The following is a 20,952-nucleotide window of genomic DNA, read 5'->3' as shown; positions in this document are numbered from 1 at the left end:
ATAAAAATAGTAGGAATAGTTAGGAGCACCCTGAATGCTGGCTCCGATCCACAAAACGGAGTGACCAGGTAGCGACAGCCCCCAAGACGCAGCACCACGAAAATGCAAACCATGAGGGGGTTTCCATGACCACTTTGAACCGGCCCGTCGGGGTCCGTATGCGCCTGCAGTGCAGTGTCGCCATTCTCGTTTCCTGTTTTCCGATCACCGCAGTTGCGCAAGACATCACCGTTCTCGATACCATCGTGGTCGAGGGCAACACTGACGAGACCAGCGTCGAGACCCTGTCAGGCGGCGAGATCGCTGTCGTGGAGGGCGAGGCAATCGTCGACAGCTACACCGGCGATGTCGCAAGTGCGCTGCGCTCCGTGCCCGGCGTGTTCACGCGCTCGCCGGGGGATACCCCCTCTGTCGCTGTCAATATCAGGGGCATGCAGGGCCTTGGCCGCGTCAACACGATGATTGACGGCATCCCGCAGACCTTCCGCAATATGTCTGGCCATGCCGGGTCCTATGACGATCAGGTCTTTGTCGACCCGGGTCTCGTCGCGGGGGCGGATGTGGCCAAAGGCGCCGTCGCTGGGGCCGCGGGGCTGGGCGCGCTGGCGGGCGCCGCGAATTTCCGTACCATCGGCATAGATGACGTGCTGGGTGTCGGCCAACGCTCCGGCGGGATGCTGAAATTCAGCGCTGGCACCAACGGCTACGGCCCGCATGTGACGGCGGCGGGCGCGATGCAGGGCGATACGGCCACAGGCGGAGACTGGGGCGCGATGCTGGCGATCTCGGGCTATGAAAACGGGCAATATTCCGATGGCGATGGCACCAAATCGAGCGAATACACCGAAGACGAGCCGCGCACGATCCTCGCCAAGGCACGGTTCCGCCCAACGGATGCGCTTGAGATCAACCTGACCGCACAGGACTACAAGAACAAGATGTTCCCGGCGAACAGCTCTGGCTACATCTGGGACATGGAGCGCCAGAGCGTCTCCGCCGATCTGCGCTATAACCCCGCGAGTGAGCTGATCGACATCACGGCGAGTGCCTATTGGCAGGACTTCTCCTTTGACTTCCCGGAAGGCGAGGGGCGCAGCAGCACGGGCTCCTATATCGGGCGCGAGGGCACGGATATTTCCAAGGGCTTCTCCGTGTCGAACAGCAGCCGCGTCACGCCCGACCTGCGTCTGGATTACGGTCTGGCTTGGGCGAACAACGATTACGATGTGAACGAATTGGGTGGCAATAACGGCTCGGGCGAATTGGACAAGCTGGGTGCCTTCTTGCAGGCCAGCTACCAGATGGGCGCCTGGGATTTCGGGGCAGGGCTGCGCTATGACACATGGGAGTTGTCGGGGGAAATCCCCGAGACGGTGGGCGGCGTGACCTCTGTCGTGCCGCTGGACAATTCGGGCGAGGAGCTTTTGCCGAACCTGAGCGCGCGCTATCACCTCAGTGATGCGCTTTCGACCTATGCGTCCTACGCGCAAACCATGCGCGCGCCGACCGCGACCGAGATGTTCTACGGCGTCAATGGCAATGCCCACACGGGTGGCGGGTCGACCATTCACGTGAACCCGGAACTCGACTCGGAAAAGGCGGAGACCTTTGAGATCGGGGTGAACTACGCGTCCGAGCTCTACCATGTCTCGGCCTCGGCGTTTCAGTCCAATGTCGAGGATTTCATCGTCTTCGAGACCGACAGCGACAATGAAGTGCGGTTCATCAACATCCCGGGTGAAACCAAGCTGCGCGGCATCGAACTGGCCGGTGGTTTCGAGACGGAGCGCTTCTTTGGCACGCTCTCTGTCACGCTGTCGGACACGGATCAACCGGCCAGCCAGCAGGCAGGCGGTGGTCATGACCAATATGGCGAGCTTCCGGGGGAATATCTGACGCTTGATCTCGGGATGAAATTCCACGACGAGGACGGTCGTATCGGCGCGCGGATGCGCTATGTCGGCGACAGTGTCGTGGCGCGCTACACGAGCTTTTCGGACATGACGGCGACGATGATCGACAAACCGTCTTACACGCTCTTTGACCTCTACGGCTCATATGAGGTCAGCGAGAATGCCGAACTGTTCGCCAGCGTTGAGAACGTCTTTGACAAATACTACGTCGAAGCGAACTCCGGCGACACCAGCCTCGATGGCGGTATCGGCGGGCGTGGGCGCACCTTTACCCTCGGGGCGACCTTCCGGTTCTGAGTTGCGCCTCGGGGGATGCGTCTTGGCCTGTCCCTTTCGGGGCGGGCCGTTTTGTTTTGTACTCCGTGGCGCTATCCCGCGACGACCAGCCCGACGCCGTAGGCCACAAGCGCACAGACCCCGCCGACCAAAACCGTCTCGCTCACCGCACGCACCAGCCCGGCACGGGTGGCGACATGGCGCAAGATGCCCAGCAATGTGAGAGCGACGGCGGTGGCGGCCACGGCGGAGCCGAAGCGGATGTCAGCGGGCAGACCCAAAAGATAGGGCAGGATCGGGATTACGCCGAAGACCACGAAGGAAAGGAATGTGATCAGCGCACGGGGCCACAACAGGCCTTGCCCGGGGTCTTCCAGCCCTTCGACCTGCGAGAGCGTCATCTCTGCCATCAATCCCGGCGATTTTGCCGCCAGTGCCGCCATGGTGGTGGCGTCGAGCGTCGACAACCCGTGGCCTTGCAGATGCCTTGTGAGGGCGTCGACCTGTGCCGATGGGTTGTGTTGCAATTGCCTGTGTCTCAATGTCTTCATGTCGCGGGCGGCGCGGGCCGAGAGAAATTCGCCCAGGCCCATCGAGGTCGCATCTGCGAAGAGATTGGCCAGTCCGAAGACCAAGACCGCCAGAGCCGCGATTTCGCCGGTGCCGTCCGCATTGGCCCCCGCAAAGCCCGCGACGATGGCGAATGTGGTGACGATACCGTCATTGCCGCCATAGACGATTTGTTTCAGGTGATCGGTGAGGGGGGACCTTGCGAACATGCTGGGCTCTCGTGTTGGTTTATGCGAGAGCTTAGGCGAAAGCCCCGATTGATGCCAGATTTTCGACTGAAACGGAGGTTTTGCGCTCGGGGAGGGTGAATTTATTGGGGTAAAATAATACCTATTTTTTAAACCATTGTAATTGAACGATAAATCTAAAGTGTGGCCGCTTGACGTGGCGCGCGAAATGCTTAGAACACGCTCAATCGAATTCCTATCCCATAAGGGCTGAACCTATGAAAACCTTTTCCGCAACACCGGCGGACATCGACAAGAAATGGATCATCATCGACGCCGAAGGCGTGGTGCTGGGCCGTCTCGCCTCGATCGTCGCCATGCGTCTGCGTGGCAAGCACAAAGCCACCTTCACCCCGTCCATGGACATGGGTGACAATGTCATCGTGATCAACGCCGACAAAGTGCAACTGACCGGCAAAAAGCGCACCGACGAGCGTTTCTACTGGCACACCGGCCACCCGGGCGGCATCAAATCCCGCTCCATGGGTGAGCTGCTTGAGGGCAAATACCCCGAGCGCGTCGTGACCAAAGCCGTGCAGCGCATGCTGCCGGGCGGCAAACTGTCCCGTCAGCAAATGACCAACCTGCGCGTCTACGCCGGTGCCGAGCACCCGCATGAAGCTCAGAACCCCGAAGTTCTGGACGTGAAGTCCATGAACAAGAAAAACACCCGGAGCGCATAATCATGGCTGATGAAATCAAATCCCTCGACGAGCTGAACGCCGTCGCCGGTGGCGAAACCGTCGTCGAAGTTGCAGCTCCGCGTGAGCCCGTTCGTGACGAACTGGGCCGGTCCTACGCCACTGGCAAGCGTAAAGACGCTGTTGCCCGCGTTTGGATCAAGCCGGGCTCCGGCAAAGTCACCGTCAACGGCAAAGACATGTCTGTCTATTTTGCCCGTCCGGTGCTTCAGCTGATCGTGAAACAACCGGCTCAAATCGCTGGCGTCGAAGGCGAATTCGACGTGGTTGCCACCGTCAAAGGCGGCGGCCTCTCCGGTCAGGCCGGTGCTGTGAAACACGGCATCTCCAAAGCTCTGCAGCTCTACAACCCGGAACTGCGCGCCGCTCTGAAAGCCGCTGGCTTCCTGACCCGCGATAGCCGCGTCGTCGAGCGTAAGAAATTCGGTAAGCGCAAAGCGCGCCGGTCCTTCCAGTTCTCCAAGCGTTAATCGCTTACTGGATCCAAGATTTGGAAACCGCCACGGAGCACTCCGCTGGCGGTTTTCTCTTTTTTGGGCCTGTTTTCGCCCTTGGCAGCCTTGCTGCGCTGTTTCATAGTTTTATGAAACCCGAGAGGCCTGTCTTTTGCAAAATCCCTATTCAGATCTGCCGCCGCAGGCGTTTTGGAAAAGCGGCGTGGTCGAGACGGACAAACGTCACTGGCCAGAGATTTACGCCCCGGCCTTTGACATCGGCCCTCAGACGGCTGTCGCCACGGCCGGAAGCTGTTTTGCACAGCACATCGGCCGGTTTTTGCGCGGCGCCGGTGTCAATGTTCTGGATGTGGAACCTCGCCCGGAGAGCATGAGCGACGAGGAGGCCGCCCAGCGGGGCTATGGCCTCTATTCGGCGCGTTACGGCAATATCTACACGGCGCGACAGCTGCGGGAAGTGTTGGAGGATGCCTTTGAAATCTATGTGGATGAGCGCCATTTTCTGACCCGTGATGGTGCCTGGTTCGATGCGCTGCGCCCCGGTGTGGAGCCGGACGGCCATGCGACGCTTGAGGCGGCCATCGAGGCGCGGCGGGCGCATCTTTTGCAGGTGGTGGAGCTGGCGCAGGAGATGGAGGTGTTCATCTTTACGCTGGGTCTGACCGAAGGCTGGATCGACCGCGAAACGGGGCGTGTGCTGGCCATGGCACCCGGCGTGATTGCGGGCGACTATGACCCCGCGCGCTATGAGTTTCACAACTTCACCTATGACGAGATTTATGCCGATCTCCTTGAAATCCGAAAACTTTTGCGCGGCATTAACCCCAATGTGCAGCTGCTTTTGACGGTCTCGCCGGTGCCTTTGACCGGGACGGCCTCAAACCAGCATGTCTTGGCAGCAACGCAGTATTCAAAGTCGGTCCTGCGCGCGGTGGCGGGGGCCTTGGCAGACAAATACCCGACGGTGGACTACTTTCCCTCCTATGAGATCGTCACAACTTGGGCCGTCCCTGAGGCAGCTTTCGCGGCGAACCTGCGATCGGTCCGTCCCGAAATGGTAGAGGGTGTGATGGAGGTGTTTTTGACCGCGCATGGGTTGTCGGCGATAAGAATTTGAGGCGCTGCCTGTTTGGTGATCGAAGAAGTGGCACTTGCCATGAAATTGATCGTCGTGTTCGGATGTCCTTGGGAAACCCCTTGCAAATTTGATCAAAATCTTTTCAGGATCGACGCAAGTGACAGGGGATAGGGCCGGGATCGGCTCGGATATTGGGAAGGGAGCGAGCATGGCCGCGAGCGACAGGATACGTCGTTTTTTCCGGACAGAGCAGGGGATCGGGATGCTTTTGGTGTCCCCGACGGCGCTATATGCGCTCTTGCTTTTGGCCGTGCCCTTGATCGCGATTTTCGTGATTTCGTTTTGGACCCAGACCGGCGTGCGCGATTTCGACACCGCATTTACGCTGGCGAATTACAAAGAGGCGCTGACCGATCCGCTCTATCGCCAGCTTATGCTGCGCTCGCTGATGGTCTCGGGTCTGGTGACGCTGATCACCGTGGTGCTGGCCTTTCCGATTGCCTATTTCGTGTCCTTCGGGGTGAAGCCGGAGCATAAGTCGCTCTGGATTTTCCTGATCACCATCCCGTTCTGGACCTCATATCTGATCCGCGTGTTCCTCTGGAAAGTCATTCTCGGCTATAACGGGGTTCTTAACTCCGGTCTGAAACTCGTTGGTTTGATTGATGAACCTCTGTCCTTCATCCTTTACAACGTCAACGCCGTGATCATCACGCTGGCCCATGCCTATGCGCCTTTCGCGATCCTGCCGATCTTTGTCGCGCTGGAGAAAATCGACCGCTCGCTTTTGGAGGCCTCCCGCGATTTGGGCGAGAGCCGGACGATGACCTTTCTGCGTGTGACCCTGCCTCTGGCCGCGCCGGGCGTGGTGGCGGCCGTGTTGATCGTCTTCATCCCGACCATCGGTGATTACGTGACGCCGCGCCTCGTTGGCGGGCCGGGGGGCCTCATGATCGCCAATATGATCCAGACCCAATTCCTGCGCCTCAACAACGCGCCTTTGGGGGCCACTTTGGCGGTGCTCGCCATGCTGATTGTCGCGGTGATTGCCGTGGCCTTCCTGCTCCTCGGCAACCGCGCCGCAGGTGGGAAAAAAGGAGCGCGCAAATGAAATCGCTCAAGACCTATGCGGTGCTCTATCTCATCTTTCTCTACGCGCCGATCTTTCTGTTGCCGCTCTTCGCCTTCAACAGCTCGACGATCATCGCCTTTCCGCTGGAGAGTTTCACGACCGAGTGGTTCACCCAGCTTTTGACCCTTTCCGAGATGCATGGTGCGCTTTTGAACTCGCTCAAAATCGCCGTGACCTCCGCCGTTTTGGCGACCACTCTCGGCATCTTCGCCGCCATGGCCGTGTCGCGCTATAGCTTTCCCGGCCAAAAGGGCATCATGGGCTTCATCATGTTGCCTCTGGTGCTGCCGGAGATCATCGTGGCGGTGTCCTTGCTCATCGTCATCTTGCGCATGGGGTTCGACACCGGCGCATGGTCGGTGATCGCGGGGCACACGCTGATTTGCACGCCCTTTGCCATCGCGATCCTGCAATCGGCCTTCGCCGCATTGGACCCGTCGCTTGAAGAGGCGGCTTACGATTTGGGCGAGACGCCCGCCTCGACCTTCCGCCTCGTGACCCTGCCTTTGGTGATGCCGGGGATCATTTCGGCGCTGTTGATTTCCTTCACCATCTCGATGGACGAATTCATCATTGCCTTCTTCCTGACCGGCGCCGAGCCGACGTTGCCGGTCTATCTCTTCTCCATGCTGCGGTTCCCGAAACTGCTGCCTGCGGTGATGGCTTTGGGCACGATCCTCGTCGTCCTCTCCATCCTCCTGATCACAATCGCCGAATTTTTCCGCCGCCGGGGCGCCAAGCGCACGGGCAATGACACCGGGGGCTTTCTTTGACTATGGCTGACATGACTGCTGATAAACCTCTGATCTCTCTGCAAAACGTCAATAAACACTATGGCGACTATCACGCCTTGCGGAGCATCAATCTCGACATCAAACAGGGCGAATTCTTTTCGCTTTTGGGACCGTCGGGCTGTGGCAAGACCACCTTGTTGCGCACGATTGCGGGGTTTGAGGACTATGACACCGGCGCTGTGATGATCTCTGACCGGGACATGCGCGGTGTGCCCGCGAACAAACGCCCGACCAATATGGTGTTCCAGTCTTACGCGATTTTCCCGCATCTTTCGGTGATCGAAAACGTCGCCTTCGGGTTGCGCAAATCGAAGATGTCGAAGACCGACAAGATGCTGGCCGCCGAGGCCGCGTTGGAGATGGTCGGCCTCAAAGGCTACGGCCACCGCGCCGCCCATGCCCTGTCCGGCGGGCAACGACAGCGTGTCGCTTTGGCCCGCGCGCTGGTGTTGAAACCGAAGGTTTTGCTCTTGGACGAGCCGCTCTCCGCGCTGGACCGCAAGATGCGCGAACAGATGCAGGTGGAGCTGATCAAGCTGCAACGCGAGGTGGGCATCACCTTCATCCTCGTGACCCACGATCAGGAAGAGGCGCTTGTGATGTCCGACCGGATCGCGGTGATGTTCGAGGGCGAGATCGCGCAATGCGACGACCCCGAAATCCTGTATCGCAAGCCCAACTCGAAACGCGTGGCGGATTTCATCGGGGTGATGAACTTCCTGCCTGCGACGGTGCGCAAAGAGGGTGAGACTTATCTCGCCACGATTGCCGGGCTGGGCGAAACCGAGATCACCGAGGCGCAATGCCCGGGCGGCGTCCCTCTCCAGAATGACAACGGGGGCGAGGCCACCGTGGGCTTCCGCCCCGAGACCTTGACGCTGCTCTACGAAGGTCAGACTGCCACCCACCGCGAAGCTCCCGCCGTGGTGGATGAGGTCGTCTATTACGGTGACATGACCTATTACGACGTGCGGTTCGAGGGCGTTGAAAAGCCGGTGCGCATCTCGATGCGCAACATCTTTGGCCGCGATGTTCTGGGCGTCGGCACGCAGGTTCGTGTGAGCTGGTCGCCGGGCGCGCTGGTGGTGTTCGACCAGAGCGCCTGAGTTGGCTCAGCGCTGCAAGACCTTGGTTATAAACCCTGTCACGGCGCGTTCCAGATCGGGGATTTTGCCGGTGCCGAGCGTGCGGTTCACCTCGGCGTGACGATAGTCTGAGCCATCGAACAGGGTCGCATCCGCGCCATTCGCTCGCGCGTTGGTGACGAAATTCGACATCGCCGTCGCGTGCCCGTGGGCCCCTGAGGTGATCGCCAGAAGGGGCGGCAGGCTTTTGGCCAGATTGTAGGTGGGAGACAACGCGCCCCATTGGTCGCGGTCTTTGAACACGCTCGCGGTGCCAAAGGGCAGGTGGCCCTGATGAGCGCGCGCCAGGGTGATCAGATCGACCGCGCCGCTGTCATTGACGATGACGCCTGCGGGCAGTGGTCGCCACCCCGTGAGCGCCGCCATCGCGACCAAATGCGCACCTGCCGAGTGGCCCATGACGACCGTGCGTTCAGGCTTGGCGACATTGGCAAAACACCAATCCATCGCTTGCCGCACGGCTTTGATCTGGCCAGTGACGGGGGTTTTCGGCAGCGTCGGGTAGTCGATGGAGACGAAATCGAGACTCATGCTGGTGACCCAATCGGGTTTCGCGTCCACCGCCTTGCGCGAGCCTCTGCGCCACGATCCGCCATGGACATAGATCACCGCTCCGCGCGGTGTGGCGGCACGGTAGATATCGAGCTTGTCCGCGCCGTAGCTTTGGGTCTCGGGTTTGTCTGCGGCCAAAGCGGGCATAGGGCAGGCGGCGGCCAGAGCGCTCAAGAGAAAGTGGCGACGGGTTAGGTGAAACGTCTGCGGCATAAGGCCTCCTCACGTGTCTTGAGGAATCAACCCCAATCCGCGCAAGTATATGCCGATTCCGGTTTCCAAAAGGTCTTCGGGCGGGAAAGGCACCCGCGCGCCGGGCGTGCCACGGGCAAAGAGCTCGACCACGCCATGCGCCATGGCCCAGATATGCGCCGCGAACATTTGGGGCGGGGGGCGTTTGCCTTCTGGGATTTGTTCCGACAGTTGCGTGGCGGCGCGTTCCAACACGCCCAAGGCGCGCTCGGCGACGGCATGAAGTTCGGGCGAGCGCTGCATCGAAATGCCGCTTTCGAACATGGCGATGTAATGGCCGGGGTAGCGGCGAGCAAAGGCCAGATAGGCGCGCCCCACCGCCTCAAAGGACGCCAAGGCCGAGGGTTGGCCGGTGTCATAGGCATAGTCCAGAAGGTCGGCGAAGACCTCGAACCCTTGCCGGGCGATCTCGGCGATCAGGTCCTCGCGGCCTTCGAAATGGCGGTAGACGGCGGCGGGGGTGACGCCCGCGGTCTTGGCGGCCTCGGAAAGGGTGAACCCTGTCGGGCCCTTTTCCTCGATCAGCACAAGCGCCGCCTCGATCAGCGCCTGCCGCAGATTGCCGTGATGATAGCCGCGCTTGCTCATGCCTGTTCACTCATGCCTGTTCACTCTCGCGGGCTTACTCATCCTCGTCGCCGGTGATCAACAGGCTCGGCCCATCGACGATCTTGTCGTCGATCTCGCCGATGTTGTCCGCGTTTTTGCCCTTGTAGTCGATCTGACACAGGACCGAGCGAATGGCATTGAGCCGCGCGCGGTATTTGTCGTCCGAGCGGATCACGGTCCAAGGTGCATCTTTGGAATGGCTGCGCTCCATGGTCTCGGAAATCGCCGCCGTGTAGTCGTCCCAGCGCTTGAGCCCCTCGACGTCGATGGACGAGAGTTTCCACTGTTTCAGCACGTCCTGCTCGCGGGCCAGAAAGCGTTTGAGCTGTTCGGCGCGGCCGACGTTGAGCCAGATCTTGAAAAGTTGAATGCCCTCTGAGACCAGCATGTCCTCGAACTCCGGCAGCTGGTGAAAGAACTTTTCGCGCTCTTTGTCGGAGCAAAAGCCAAAGACCTTTTCCACCACGCCCCGGTTGTACCACGAGCGGTCGAAGAGCACGATTTCGCCCTTGGTCGGCAGGTGGTCGATGTAGCGCTGGAAATACCATTGCCCGGCCTCACGCTCGGTCGGTTTCGACAGCGCCACAACGCGGGCCGAGCGCGGGTTCAGGTTCTCGCGAAAGCGCTTGATCGTGCCGCCTTTGCCCGCCGCATCGCGGCCCTCGAAGACCACGACGATGCGCTTGCCGGTCTCGCGCACGTCAGAGAGCATCTTGACCAGCTCTCGCTGCAAAAGCTCCAACGCGTCCTTGTAGTCATCCTTTTTCATCCACTCGTCATAGGGAAAGGAGGGCGAGAGGATTTCTTTCTTGCTGCCGTCCTCGACCGCTTTGCGGATGGATTTGGGGGCGTCTTTCTCGAAATAACGGGAGATGGCGCCGTCAAAAGGCAGCTCGGAGGATTTATCGGTCATGGCGCATCGCTTTTTCCGTGTTAATCACCTTAACACTATGGGGTTTTTCAGCCCGGGTTGCAATGTGCGCCACTGCATGACGTTGCGCGTGACTTGGCGCGCGATCTGGCGCGTCTGACGGCCTCGACGACGGCCTCTGTCGCCACGTGATGCGGCATATGGCCGATGCCGTCCAGACGCGTGAGCACATTGGAAGCCACTTTGGCGTCAAAGGGCAGGGCGTGGATGTGGTCGGGAACAATCACGTCCGCCGTGCCATGCAGGCTCTCAATCGGCAGGGTCAGACCCGCGTAGCGCGGCACCATGGCGGCCATTTCGGCCTTCAAAGCAATGCGTTGGCGGGCGTTTTGACGGTGACGCGGCGGATAGATCGAGTTGCGGGGCTGGAAGTGATCGGCGTAGCCCTCGGGGACGTCCTGAGGGGCGAAAACCTCGGCCAATTGTTTGGCGATGATGCCGGGCGTGACCAACGCGTTGATCAGTTCGGAGGCCCACCAGCCGATGACAGGTTCGGCAAGCGTTCGGTGCAACAGCGGATGGCCGGTCTCCCAATCATGCGAGGGCGAAGAGACCAGAACCAAAGCCGCCAGATCGTCGGATTGCAGCGCCCATTCAAGCGCCACGGCGCCGCCATAGGACTGACCGAGGACGATTGCGGGGCGGCTGTCGAGGGTCTCGATCGCCTCGCGCAGGACGCGGGCCTGGGCGGCGAGGCTTTCGTCTTTGATGCGGGGGCTATGGCCAAAACCGGGCCGGTCGACGACATAGACGCAAAACTCTTGCGCAAGTGCGGGCGCGAGGCGGAAGGTCATGTCATAGGTCGAGCCGGACGCGCCGTGGATCAGGATCACGGGGGGAGCGTCACGCTGACCATGGGTCTCGACATGAATCACAGCGCCGGAGCGGGTTGTCACCAAATCGCCCCGGCGTCGTGTCTTGATGGCGCGCAGAGGACCGCGCCGCGCAGGCATCCCAAAGGGGTCTTCGTCCGGTCGCGGTGCCACCGATCAGCTCCCGATGTCTTCCAAACGATAGGGCGTGTCCTGATAGATCGCGTTGATCCAGTTGCCGTAGAGCAGATGCGCGTGGCTACGCCAGCGGTTCATCGGACGCAGCGACGGGTTGTCGTCCGGGAAGTAGTGTTTCGGCAGGATGATCTCTTTGCCCGCATCCACATCCCTTTGATATTCCTCGAACAAAGTGCCCGTGTCATATTCGAAATGGTTGAAGATATAGAGCGCACGATGCTCCGGGTCCTGCACCAGACAGGGGCCGGTCTCGTCCGATCCCAGGAGCGGCACAAGGTTAGGGACGGCATCAATCTCGGACTGGCGCATTTCGGTCCAGCGGCTCACGGGGATATAGCACAGGTCGGAGAAGCCGCGCAGATAGGGCGAGCTGGGGGCCAGGTTTTCCTGAAGGAACAGACCAAAGGCCTTATGGTCCAGATCGTATTTTTGCACGCCGTGGAAATAGTTGATCATCGCCATCCCGCCCCAGCAGACGCCGAAGGTGGAGAACACATGGCTCTGGGTCCAGTCGAACACCTCTTTGAGCTCGTCCCAATAGGTGACCTCCTCGAAGGGCAGGTGTTCGATCGGCGCGCCGGTGATGATCAGCCCGTCGAATTTCTCGCCGGAGGCTTTGACCTCGGAAAACGGCCGGTAGAATTGCTCCATATGCTCGGCTGCGGTGTTTTTGGTCTGATGTTCGCTCATGCGGATCAGCTGAAAGTCGATCTGCAGCGGCGTCGCGCCGATCAGACGGGCGAATTGGTTCTCCGTCTGGATTTTCTTTGGCATCAGATTGAGCAGAGCGATGCGGAGCGGGCGGATTTCCTGCGACTTTGCCCGGCCTTCGCCCATGACCATGACGCCCTCGGCGGAGAGCACGTCATAGGCGGGTAGGTTTTCGGGCAAGGTGATGGGCATTTTGAACGATCCTTTTAAGGCAGGGAGATTGATTTAGGCCTGTTGGGTGCGATTATCAAGCGCAGGTTTCTCAAGTGCGGTGGCGATGAGGGCGGAGAAGTCGTCGGGGCCGGTGATGCGCTTGACGTCCTCGTAGTCCAGCGTGATGCCCCAATTCTTCGCCATCGCCTCGTAACGCGGCTGGCGGTGATTGAGGGCACGGGCGTAGGTGTAGCGGATGAAATCGTCGGGGTTGACCTGATCCTCTGTGAGGTCTTTTTCCGTGAGATATTCGTCCCAGATCGCACTCAAGAAGGCGGGCTGGTACGCCATCGGTTTCGGGGCTTTGTCAAAGCGACGGATCAGCTCTTCGGTGTGGGCCTCGGAGCCTTTGAGCCACACGAGAAGCGCATTTTCAGAGAGCGCGCTCAGGATCGGGTCATTGGCGTCTTCGGGATCAACCCATTCACAGATCGAGCCCCCGGTGTCACAGACGAAATGCGGGTAGTCATAGAGTGTTTGCGCACGATTGATGAAATGGCTCGTGTCCATCAGAGCGGCTTTTTCGGCGGTTTCGAACAGGTCCTGACGGCGCTGGAATTCCGCGAAAGGAATGCCGCCTTGAGCCTCAGCCCCCGGTTTGCCGAGGAAATAGGAGACAGGCGCGAGATTGTCGAAGGTGATGTTCGACTTGATATAGATGCTGTCCGACAGGAATTGTTCGCGCAGGAACGGCTCGCGCATGGCGACTTTTTTCAGATTGTCGTCAATGGCTTCGCCCAGATACCGCGTGCCGATGCGGTAGTCGATCGAGTAGTGATACCACGCGCCCGTGTCGCGCAGCATGTTGGAGATCACGGTTTTCCCGAGACCCGACATGCCGAAAAGGATGAGGCGTTTGTGGGCCGCATCCTGCCACTCTGCCGCTGTGTCGTACTGCATCTGTCTGTTCCTGTTGGTCACGCCCTGTCGGTTGCAGGTGGTGGTGCCATGCCGCGCGCGGCCTCGCAAGTGTTATGCGGGGTTTTGGCCTCTCAGGCGGCTCAAAACCCGCCCATCGATCACCAAAAGCCCAAGCGCGATGAGTCCGAAGCCCAGATAGGCCTGAAGCGAAAGGCTTTCGCCCAATACGAGCGCGCCCAAGGCGATGGAGACGGGGGCGACGATGAGCGTGGTGAGCGAGGTGTTCCCGGCGCCTGCGAGTTGGATCACCTTGTAATAGATGATGTAGGTGAGGCTGGTGGACATCACGGCGAGATACAAGAGCGCGCCCCAGGTTTCGGGCAGGAGGGCCAGAGGCGGCGGACCATCGACCAAAAAGGCGGCGGGCAGGGCAAAAAGCGACGCGCCCGTGAGCATGCCCGCAGCGGCAACCTCGGGGCGCAGATCGGACAAGAGGATGCGCCCGACACAGTTCGACAGCCCGTAACACATGGTCGCCCCGATCATCGCCAACTGCCCCAAAGAGGTGAGATCAAAGGACCGAAGTGCCTCAAGGCCGATGATGATCACGATGCCCATGACGCCCAGGAGAACGCCGGTGCCCTTGCGTACCCCCAGTTTTTCATCGGCAAAGATGAGCGCGGCGAACAAGACGCCGAAAATGGCGGTGGAGGCGTTTAGAATGCCTGCGAGGCCTGAAGGGATGTGATGCTGCGCCCAGGAGATCAACAGGAAGGGCACGGCGGAGGTCAGGCAGCCGACAAGGATGAAACGCCAGAGATAGCGGGAGAAGGCGGGGAGGGGGAAGCCTTTGATCAGCACATAGCTCCAGAGCACCAGCGCCGCGATGGAGACCCGGCCCGCGACGATCCAGAACACCGGAAGCTCGCGGATCAGGATGGCGACCGAAAGAAAGGAACAGCCCCAAAGGCCGCCCATGGCGAAAAGCCCGGCCCAGGCTGCGGGCGGTATGGTTTTTTGTGGCGCCATGATGGTGGGTCCTTCTGTCACTCACGCCAAAATCGCGTGAGGGCGTCCGGCTGGCAAACCGGAAATTGTGCAAAACCCCATCACGGTTTCTGATGGAAGGGCGAGAAAATGAAAAAAGGCCCCGCAAGATGCGAGGCCTTTCTGAAAGTGTATGCGGTCGGATCAGAAGTGATGCGACAGTTTCAGGCCAAAGCCAAAGGCGGTGTTGTCCTCGAAGTCCGAAAAGATCGTGCCCGTGGTGGCGTCACCGATCCAGGCATAGCTGACACCGCCAGCAATCGCTGTCTGTTCGGTGATCTGGTACTTCAGGCCCGCGGTGACGGATTTATAGCCATCGGTGGGCGACAGGTTGCCGGCAAGCCCGCCGTTCGACTTCTCATAACCAACGGAGAGAGAGCCAGACCATTTCTCATTGAAACGGCGCCCGAGACCGAGGCTGTACGAGATCGTATCATTGTCATGGGTGACGAGGTCCGGGAAGTTCGCGGGCGAAATGTTGGTTTTCGTCCACTCAGCCCAACGCGCAGAGAACATCAGAAGCGTGTCGGCTGCGATCCCGGTCTGGAAATCGAAATTCACAGACTGCGGCATGATCACTTCCATCGGATTCACCAAAACGCCCACTTCGGTGGTGGTGAAGTCAATATCGATTTCCGAGTTGTAGGTCAGGCTCGCGCGCAGTGCGATGTCAGGAATTTCATAGCTGACCCCGAGAAGATACCCCATGTCCGTTTCGGTCGTGGTGTCCATGGTGTAGCTGTAATAGGGGATCGCCACTTCGCCGCTCGATTTGAGCACACGCAAACCGCCGTGGACCGCGAAGCGATCGTCGATTTTGTAGCGCAGCACACCTGTGAGGGCGACGCTGTCAACGACGGCGGTCGAACCGATGAACGGGTAGCCTGCGTCTGCACCACCGTAATCGACGTCTGCGCCAAAGGGTTGGTCGATGATGATCGCCATGGACAGTTTGTCGGACAGGTCGCGCTTATAGGCGCCGGCCATCTGCGTGAAGGACGGTGTCATATCTCCGGAGCTGGCGGAGCCCATGAACAGGCCGCTGACATCCGGGTTTACCGAGCCAAAGCTCAGCTCGACATAGGTGCCTGTCTCGAAAATCGGCGCAATGGATTGGCCGGAGCGATCCATGCCGCCCGCGAATGCGCCCGTAGAGCCGACCGCGAGTGAGGCGGCCAGAAGTGTTGTTGTTTTCATGATCTCCATCCCTGACGAGCACCGAGGCTCGCTTCGATCTAAATTGTTCGTATTGAGCGACTTTCCGCTCTTATTGTCCAATCAGCCTAAGCTGCGACAAAATTTCAAGCAATTCTGACGCCACGTCATGATGAAAACGAGGCGATCATGGCTTTTGTGCATCAACTTTGGGTGGAACGGGCGGAAATCCGACGGTTCTCGGCCAAGATGTTGATGTAATTGGCGGAAAAGATGATCGCAGCGCCCAGGAACACAAGCGCATCGAGGCTTTCGCCATAGAACATCATGCCGATGACGGCGATGATCGGCAGGCGCAGAAAGTCGATCGGCGTGACGATGGAGGCGGGCGCGAGAGACAGCGCGGTGGTCAGACAGAAATGCGCACCAAGCCCCGCGACCGCCACCACGGTGACCCAGGGCAGATCGATCAAGCGGGGCAGGGCCATGTCGCCGTCGGCCAGCGCGCAGACGAGGCCAAAGCCGAGCTGAAGCGTGACCATCCAGAACATGATGCCCAGGATCGTGACATTGGCCGTCAGCGTCAGCCGCTTGGTGAAAAGAGCCGAGGCGGCAAACCCCAGAGCACAGGCCATGGCGGCGAAGATACCGATGGACAGCCCGTCAGCGCCAAAGGGACGCGCGACGATCAGGATGCCCGTGAAGCCCATCATGGAGGTGAGTGCGCGCGTGGGCGTCATCTTTTCGCCCAGAAAAATCGTGGCGCCCAGTCCCACAAGGATCGGGTAGGAGAATTCGAGCGCAAAAAGCTGCGCCATGGGGATCAGTGTCAGGGCGTAGAGCCAGAGGTTTTGGCCTGCGAAATGGCCGAGGTTGCGGCCGATGTGCAGAGGCATGGCGGAGGGGCGGCACTCGCGCAGGCGGCCTTGGGTGACGGCGATGGTCAAGACGATCACGAGGCCGATCAAAGAGCGGTAGCCGAGGATTTCAAAGGTGTCGAGATGCGCGGAGAGCTTGCGGCCCGCCACCGCCATGGAGGAAAACCCCAAAAGCGCGCCGCTCATCCAGAGCGCGGCTTTGATCGGCTGGCTTTGCATACTCATTCGGAGAAACTCATGCGGCGCTTTTTTTGAAATTGCGCGCCATGTGATGAGTCACGCGCCACCAGTCGGAGCTCTGCGTGCGGTCCTGATGCGCGTCAAAGGCGCGGGCGTCGCGAAACACTTCGGTGACGTGAAATTCGGTGGGGCGCACCTCATCCTGCCAGAGGTCGAATTGCAGACAGCCTGGTTCGGCGCGCGACAGGCGGATGTGCTCGGGCAAAAGCGCCAAAACGTGATCCACCTCATCGGGCGCGCAGGTCATCGTGCCGGTCAAAAGAATTTTGGCCACCGGATCCTCCTCCTCGGTTCTTTCTCATAGCGAGGGGTGGCTTGGCTTGGCAAAGAAAAAGGCGCTCTCGCGGGGGAGAACGCCTTTGCATTTTTGTGGGAGCTTATTCCAGCTCGATCGTGCCCGGCGGTTTCGACGTGCAATCGTAGAACACGCGGTTCACGCCTTTGACCTCGTTGATGATCCGGGTGGAGGTTTCACCGAGGAATTCGTGGCTGAACGGGTAATAGTCCGCGGTCATGCCATCGACCGAGGTCACAGCCCGCAGCGCCAGCGCGTAGTCATAGGTGCGCCCATCGCCCATCACGCCCACGGTGCGCATCGGCAGGATGGCGGCGAAGGCTTGCCAGATGTCGTCGTAAAGGCCGTGCTTGCGAATCTGGTCGATGTAGACGGCGTCTGCTTTGCGCAGGATTTCGAGCTTATCGCGGGTGATCTCGCCGGGGCAACGGATCGCAAGACCCGGTCCGGGGAAGGGGTGACGCCCGATGAAGGAGGCAGGCAGGCCCAGCTCATGACCCAGCGCGCGCACCTCGTCCTTGAACAGCTCGCGGAGCGGTTCTACCAGTTTGAGACCCATTTTCTCGGGCAGGCCACCGACGTTGTGGTGCGATTTGATCGTCACCGACGGGCCGCCGGAGAAGGAGACGCTCTCGATCACATCGGGATAGAGCGTGCCTTGGGCCAGAAATTCCGCGCCTTCGATCTCATTGGCGTATTTCTGGAACACGTCGATGAAGAGCTTGCCAATGGTTTTGCGTTTGACCTCCGGGTCGGAGACGCCTTCGAGCGCATCGAGGAACAGATCCGATTCATCGGCGGCGATGAGGTTCAGGTTATAGTTGTCGCGGAACATGGTGACGACTTGCTCGGCCTCGTTGAGACGCAGCAACCCGTGATCCACGAAGACGCAGGTCAACTGATCGCCTATGGCTTCGTGCAGCAGGATCGCGGTGACCGAAGAGTCGACGCCGCCCGAAAGACCGCAGATGACTTTCTTGTCGCCGACCTGTTCGCGAATCTTCGCGATCATTTCCTCGCGGTAGGCGCCCATGGTCCAGTCGCCTTTGAAGCCTGCGATTTTCACGAAGTTCTCATAAAGCGTCGCGCCGTTCGGCGTGTGGTGCACTTCGGGGTGGAATTGCACGGCATAGAATCGGCGCTCGATGTCGGCGGTCATGGCGAAGGGCGCGCCCGGAGAGGTGCCGTAAACGTCAAAGCCCGGTGCAATCTCGGCGACGTGATCGCCGTGGGACATCCAGACCTGTTCGCGGCCAGAGGCGTCCAGGAACCAGCCGTTGAAGAAATCGGTGTGTTTGTCGGTCGGCGTCACATAGGCGCGTCCGAATTCGGCGGTGGCATGTTCGCCCGCCTCAACACGACCGCCCAGATCGTGCATCATCACCTGTTGGCCATAGCAGATGCCCAGAATAGGCACGCCCATCTCATAGGCCGCTTTCGGCGGACGGGGCGAGCCCTCGCGCATCACCGAATCCGGGCCGCCGGAAAAGATGATCGCTTTCGGGGCGAACTCTTTCAGCGAGGCATCGGTGACCTTCTGATAGGGGTGGATTTCGCAATAGACATTCAACTCGCGCAGACGCCGCGCGATGAGCTGCGTCACCTGAGAGCCGAAGTCGATGATGAGGAGGCGGTCATGGGATGTCTGGGTCATGACTTGCCTTTATGCGCGCGCGGGCTTTGAGGCAAGATGGATTCCCGCCTTCCTGTGCCTGTCCGGCTGGATGTCTGGCAAAATGGCATGAAAAAGCCCCCGGACTTTGGACCTGTGCCTGTGCAGAGGCGCCGGGGGCTTTGAAAGGGTGGCCGGATTTCAGGCGGCGTGTTGTTCGCTGGGCATCAGGCGGGCCTCGCCCATCAGGGCGATCAAAAGCTCAACGTGGCGTTTCACGTTATAGGTTGCGTCACCCGAACGGCGGGTTTCTTCGACTTTCGCCTCTTCCTCGATCAGCGCGGACAGGGACGGCTGGGCGAGGGGGCGGTGCTGGTGCGCATCACGCGCTTGAGGTCACGATTGCGGTTGTAGTCGTTCAGGCCAAAACGCGCGGCCCGGATCAAGAGACGGGGGCGGCGCAGGGCGTTGAGCAGGGTCGTGACATCATTCATGAGTTTTATCTCCTGTTGTGGTCTGCCGCGCTTCGGTCCTGTTGGGAGTGGACGAAAGCTTTGGCGTGACATGGTGTGCCGTCACATTGACGACGCATTGATGACACATTTGCACAACCTAAGCGTGTGTTGCGTATTGTTTCCGAATTGCGAACGCTTCTTTCCTCAAGTGTTTAGGAATAGGAAACAATACTGGACAAACGAGGCCAAAATTAACCTTTGGGTAACCAATGCAACCCATGGTTGAGGCAAGATTCGGGATAAATTTGGGGATATTTCGTGGATAAACGGTGGATAATTTGCTGAACCGCCGAAACGTCTGCCCCAAGTCTTAACCGTGTCACTAATGGAAACAATTTACAGAACTGCCGGGGGAAAGATGCTGGAATCAGGGAAGCCGACGATGAACCAAGGGGGGGGCAGGGGGGGGCGTCTGCCGAAATGGGTGCCTCAGGAAGCCAAACGCTATCTTGCACATACGGAAAGCGGAGACACGATCCGGGAGCTGGCGCGACAGGGGGGCTGTGCGCCCTCCACGGTGATGCGACAGGTCCGCAAACTTGAGCAAAAGCGCGACGATCCGTTGATCGACGAAGCCTTGGCCTCGCTCAGTCGTTTGTCTCCGAAAGAGACCGATCTCCAGCCTCTCGCCACCCGCCCGCTGCCCAAAGCCAAGGACATGGACACGATGACCGACAATACCCCGTTCGACGACCCCATGGGGTCCACCCCTCCGGATGACGCGACGATCCATCGCGAAGCGCGCCGCATCCTGCGCCGCCTGTCCGAGCCGGGGGCCTGTTTGGCGGTGGCGAAAGATATGGAAAAGGCCGTCGTGGTGCGCGATTTGCCGGACGGGCGCACCACGCGCACCGCCGTTCTGGATCGCCCGATCGCACAGGCGATGGCGCTCAAGGATTGGATCACGGCCAACGCCAAGGGCAAGATCACGCGCTATACGATCACCTCCGCGGGCCGCGCCGCGCTGCGTCGGTTTCTGGCAGAGGACGAATCCGCCCTTGCAGGGTTTGCCGAGGCCCCGGCGCGGTTCGGCGAGATGGACCCGGACTATGATTTCCGGGCGGAGTTCGATCAGGGCGAGAGCCGCAACAAACGCATTCGTTACAACACGGCGGAAAGCCCGGTCATGGTGCTGGCGCGTCGTCGCGACAAAGAAGGCGAGGCGTTTCTCTCGCCGGAACTCGTCGGCGCTGCGGAACGTCTGCGCGAAGATTTCGAACTGGCCCAGATGGGCGCTGGCAAAGAGCAGAATTGGGACCTCTACCTGACGGCGGGCGCGCAAAAGGATGTCGCGGGGAACGTCAATGGGTTCGGCCCCGATGCGGCCCGCGCGCGCGTTGGTGCGGCACTTCTGGACCTCGGGCCGGGGCTGGGCGATGTGGCGCTGCGGTGCTGTTGCTATCTCGAAGGCATGGAGCAGGCCGAAAAACGCATGGGCTGGTCGGCGCGCTCCGGCAAGATCGTGTTGCGCATCGCCTTGCAGCGGTTGAAGAAGCATTACGATGAGGCGGGGTATTCTAATCTGATTGGGTGAAATCCGGTCCGGGGCTGTGCCCCGGCAAACGCTCCAGTGGAGCGTTTGAGGATTTCACGGGCGAAGCCCCGGAGGAGCGCCGGTCTGGCCAGGGGCCAGATTGAGGGCTCCGCCCGTTTCGACCTCAAACGATCCCCCGGATCGTTTGCGAGACCGGTCAAAACCCAGTGGACCTTTCAAAGGCGCGAACGCCCTCGCACACTTGCGAGGGCTGGCCATCCCAATCCTTCACATTATTGCAATAAG

General features: G+C 60.1%; 20 protein-coding genes and 1 pseudogene. 8 read left to right on the top strand and 13 right to left on the bottom strand.

Translation table 11 applies throughout. The features are described 5' to 3' along the window. Positions 1 to 125 precede the first annotated feature (125 nt). Positions 126 to 2,210 carry a TonB-dependent receptor gene (locus HCZ23_RS05055; RefSeq protein WP_167600612.1) on the top strand — a complete coding sequence of 695 codons (2,085 nt, stop codon included), beginning with the start codon at positions 126 to 128 and terminating at the stop codon, positions 2,208 to 2,210. A gap of 71 nt (positions 2,211 to 2,281) precedes the next feature. Here HCZ23_RS05055 and HCZ23_RS05050 read toward each other — a convergent pair whose 3' ends face one another. Further along, entirely contained in the window at positions 2,282 to 2,968 is a 687-nt protein-coding gene (locus HCZ23_RS05050; RefSeq protein ID WP_167600611.1) for a VIT1/CCC1 transporter family protein, read from the bottom strand. 236 nt (positions 2,969 to 3,204) lie between these two features. Here HCZ23_RS05050 and rplM point away from each other — a divergent pair, with 236 nt between their 5' ends. The 6 genes from rplM (at position 3,205) to HCZ23_RS05020 (ending at position 8,252) form a co-directional block, all read left to right on the top strand. Then, complete coding sequence (rplM, locus tag HCZ23_RS05045; RefSeq protein ID WP_167600610.1) at positions 3,205 to 3,669, top strand: 50S ribosomal protein L13; 465 nt, start codon at positions 3,205 to 3,207, stop codon at positions 3,667 to 3,669. A gap of 2 nt (positions 3,670 to 3,671) precedes the next feature. Beyond that, on the top strand, positions 3,672 to 4,157 hold the full coding sequence (gene rpsI / locus HCZ23_RS05040) for a 30S ribosomal protein S9 (RefSeq protein WP_167600609.1): 486 nt from the start codon (positions 3,672 to 3,674) through the stop codon (positions 4,155 to 4,157). Positions 4,158 to 4,344: 187 nt separating this feature from the next. Further along, on the top strand, positions 4,345 to 5,259 hold the full coding sequence (locus tag HCZ23_RS05035) for a GSCFA domain-containing protein (protein WP_167600608.1): 915 nt from the start codon (positions 4,345 to 4,347) through the stop codon (positions 5,257 to 5,259). Positions 5,260 to 5,428: 169 nt separating this feature from the next. Then, complete coding sequence (locus HCZ23_RS05030) at positions 5,429 to 6,331, top strand: ABC transporter permease (protein ID WP_167600607.1); 903 nt, start codon at positions 5,429 to 5,431, stop codon at positions 6,329 to 6,331. Further along, complete coding sequence (locus HCZ23_RS05025) at positions 6,328 to 7,125, top strand: ABC transporter permease (RefSeq protein WP_167600606.1); 798 nt, start codon at positions 6,328 to 6,330, stop codon at positions 7,123 to 7,125. Before HCZ23_RS05030 ends, HCZ23_RS05025 begins: the two co-directional genes overlap by 4 nt. A gap of 11 nt (positions 7,126 to 7,136) precedes the next feature. Next, positions 7,137 to 8,252: an ABC transporter ATP-binding protein gene (locus HCZ23_RS05020; protein WP_167600605.1), complete on the top strand. Its 1,116-nt coding sequence runs from the start codon at positions 7,137 to 7,139 to the stop codon at positions 8,250 to 8,252. 6 nt (positions 8,253 to 8,258) lie between these two features. On the opposite strand, the gene HCZ23_RS05015 is transcribed toward HCZ23_RS05020, so the two are convergent. From HCZ23_RS05015 to HCZ23_RS04960, 12 genes and pseudogenes are all read right to left on the bottom strand, one after another. After that, positions 8,259 to 9,056 (bottom strand): alpha/beta hydrolase, encoded by a 798-nt coding sequence (locus tag HCZ23_RS05015; RefSeq protein WP_167600604.1) that lies wholly within the window; start codon positions 9,054 to 9,056, stop codon positions 8,259 to 8,261. A gap of 9 nt (positions 9,057 to 9,065) precedes the next feature. After that, positions 9,066 to 9,683: a TetR/AcrR family transcriptional regulator gene (locus tag HCZ23_RS05010; protein ID WP_167600603.1), complete on the bottom strand. Its 618-nt coding sequence runs from the start codon at positions 9,681 to 9,683 to the stop codon at positions 9,066 to 9,068. Positions 9,684 to 9,717: 34 nt separating this feature from the next. Further along, entirely contained in the window at positions 9,718 to 10,617 is a 900-nt protein-coding gene (ppk2, locus tag HCZ23_RS05005; protein ID WP_167600602.1) for a polyphosphate kinase 2, read from the bottom strand. Positions 10,618 to 10,664: 47 nt separating this feature from the next. After that, on the bottom strand, positions 10,665 to 11,621 hold the full coding sequence (locus HCZ23_RS05000) for an alpha/beta fold hydrolase (RefSeq protein WP_167600601.1): 957 nt from the start codon (positions 11,619 to 11,621) through the stop codon (positions 10,665 to 10,667). 3 nt (positions 11,622 to 11,624) lie between these two features. Then, on the bottom strand, positions 11,625 to 12,548 hold the full coding sequence (gene metA, locus HCZ23_RS04995) for a homoserine O-succinyltransferase (RefSeq protein ID WP_167600600.1): 924 nt from the start codon (positions 12,546 to 12,548) through the stop codon (positions 11,625 to 11,627). A gap of 33 nt (positions 12,549 to 12,581) precedes the next feature. Beyond that, complete coding sequence (locus tag HCZ23_RS04990; RefSeq protein WP_167600599.1) at positions 12,582 to 13,469, bottom strand: ATPase; 888 nt, start codon at positions 13,467 to 13,469, stop codon at positions 12,582 to 12,584. Positions 13,470 to 13,541: 72 nt separating this feature from the next. Then, a complete protein-coding gene (locus tag HCZ23_RS04985; protein ID WP_167600598.1) occupies positions 13,542 to 14,459 on the bottom strand; it encodes a DMT family transporter in 918 nt (305 codons plus the stop codon). A 162-nt stretch (positions 14,460 to 14,621) separates the two neighbouring features. Continuing rightward, positions 14,622 to 15,674 (bottom strand): OmpP1/FadL family transporter, encoded by a 1,053-nt coding sequence (locus tag HCZ23_RS04980; RefSeq protein WP_167600597.1) that lies wholly within the window; start codon positions 15,672 to 15,674, stop codon positions 14,622 to 14,624. Positions 15,675 to 15,835: 161 nt separating this feature from the next. Next, positions 15,836 to 16,735: a DMT family transporter gene (locus HCZ23_RS04975; protein ID WP_167600596.1), complete on the bottom strand. Its 900-nt coding sequence runs from the start codon at positions 16,733 to 16,735 to the stop codon at positions 15,836 to 15,838. A gap of 10 nt (positions 16,736 to 16,745) precedes the next feature. Continuing rightward, positions 16,746 to 17,024, bottom strand: a complete 279-nt coding sequence (locus HCZ23_RS04970; RefSeq protein ID WP_368487296.1) for a putative quinol monooxygenase — start codon at positions 17,022 to 17,024, stop codon at positions 16,746 to 16,748. 103 nt (positions 17,025 to 17,127) lie between these two features. Continuing rightward, positions 17,128 to 18,699, bottom strand: coding sequence for a glutamine-hydrolyzing GMP synthase (gene guaA / locus HCZ23_RS04965; protein ID WP_167600595.1), 1,572 nt, complete (start codon positions 18,697 to 18,699; stop codon positions 17,128 to 17,130). Between the two features lie 159 nt (positions 18,700 to 18,858). Then, positions 18,859 to 19,151, bottom strand: a pseudogene (locus tag HCZ23_RS04960) (DUF6477 family protein). A gap of 379 nt (positions 19,152 to 19,530) precedes the next feature. Between HCZ23_RS04960 and HCZ23_RS04955 the strand changes: the two are divergent. After that, on the top strand, positions 19,531 to 20,706 hold the full coding sequence (locus HCZ23_RS04955) for a DUF6456 domain-containing protein (protein WP_254869934.1): 1,176 nt from the start codon (positions 19,531 to 19,533) through the stop codon (positions 20,704 to 20,706). Positions 20,707 to 20,952 lie beyond the last annotated feature (246 nt).

It is taken from the genome of Celeribacter sp. HF31 (assembly GCF_011806455.1).
Lineage (GTDB): Bacteria > Pseudomonadota > Alphaproteobacteria > Rhodobacterales > Rhodobacteraceae > Celeribacter.
Note: the sequence above shows the minus strand (reverse complement) of the source record. Positions and strands in the feature narration are given on the sequence as shown.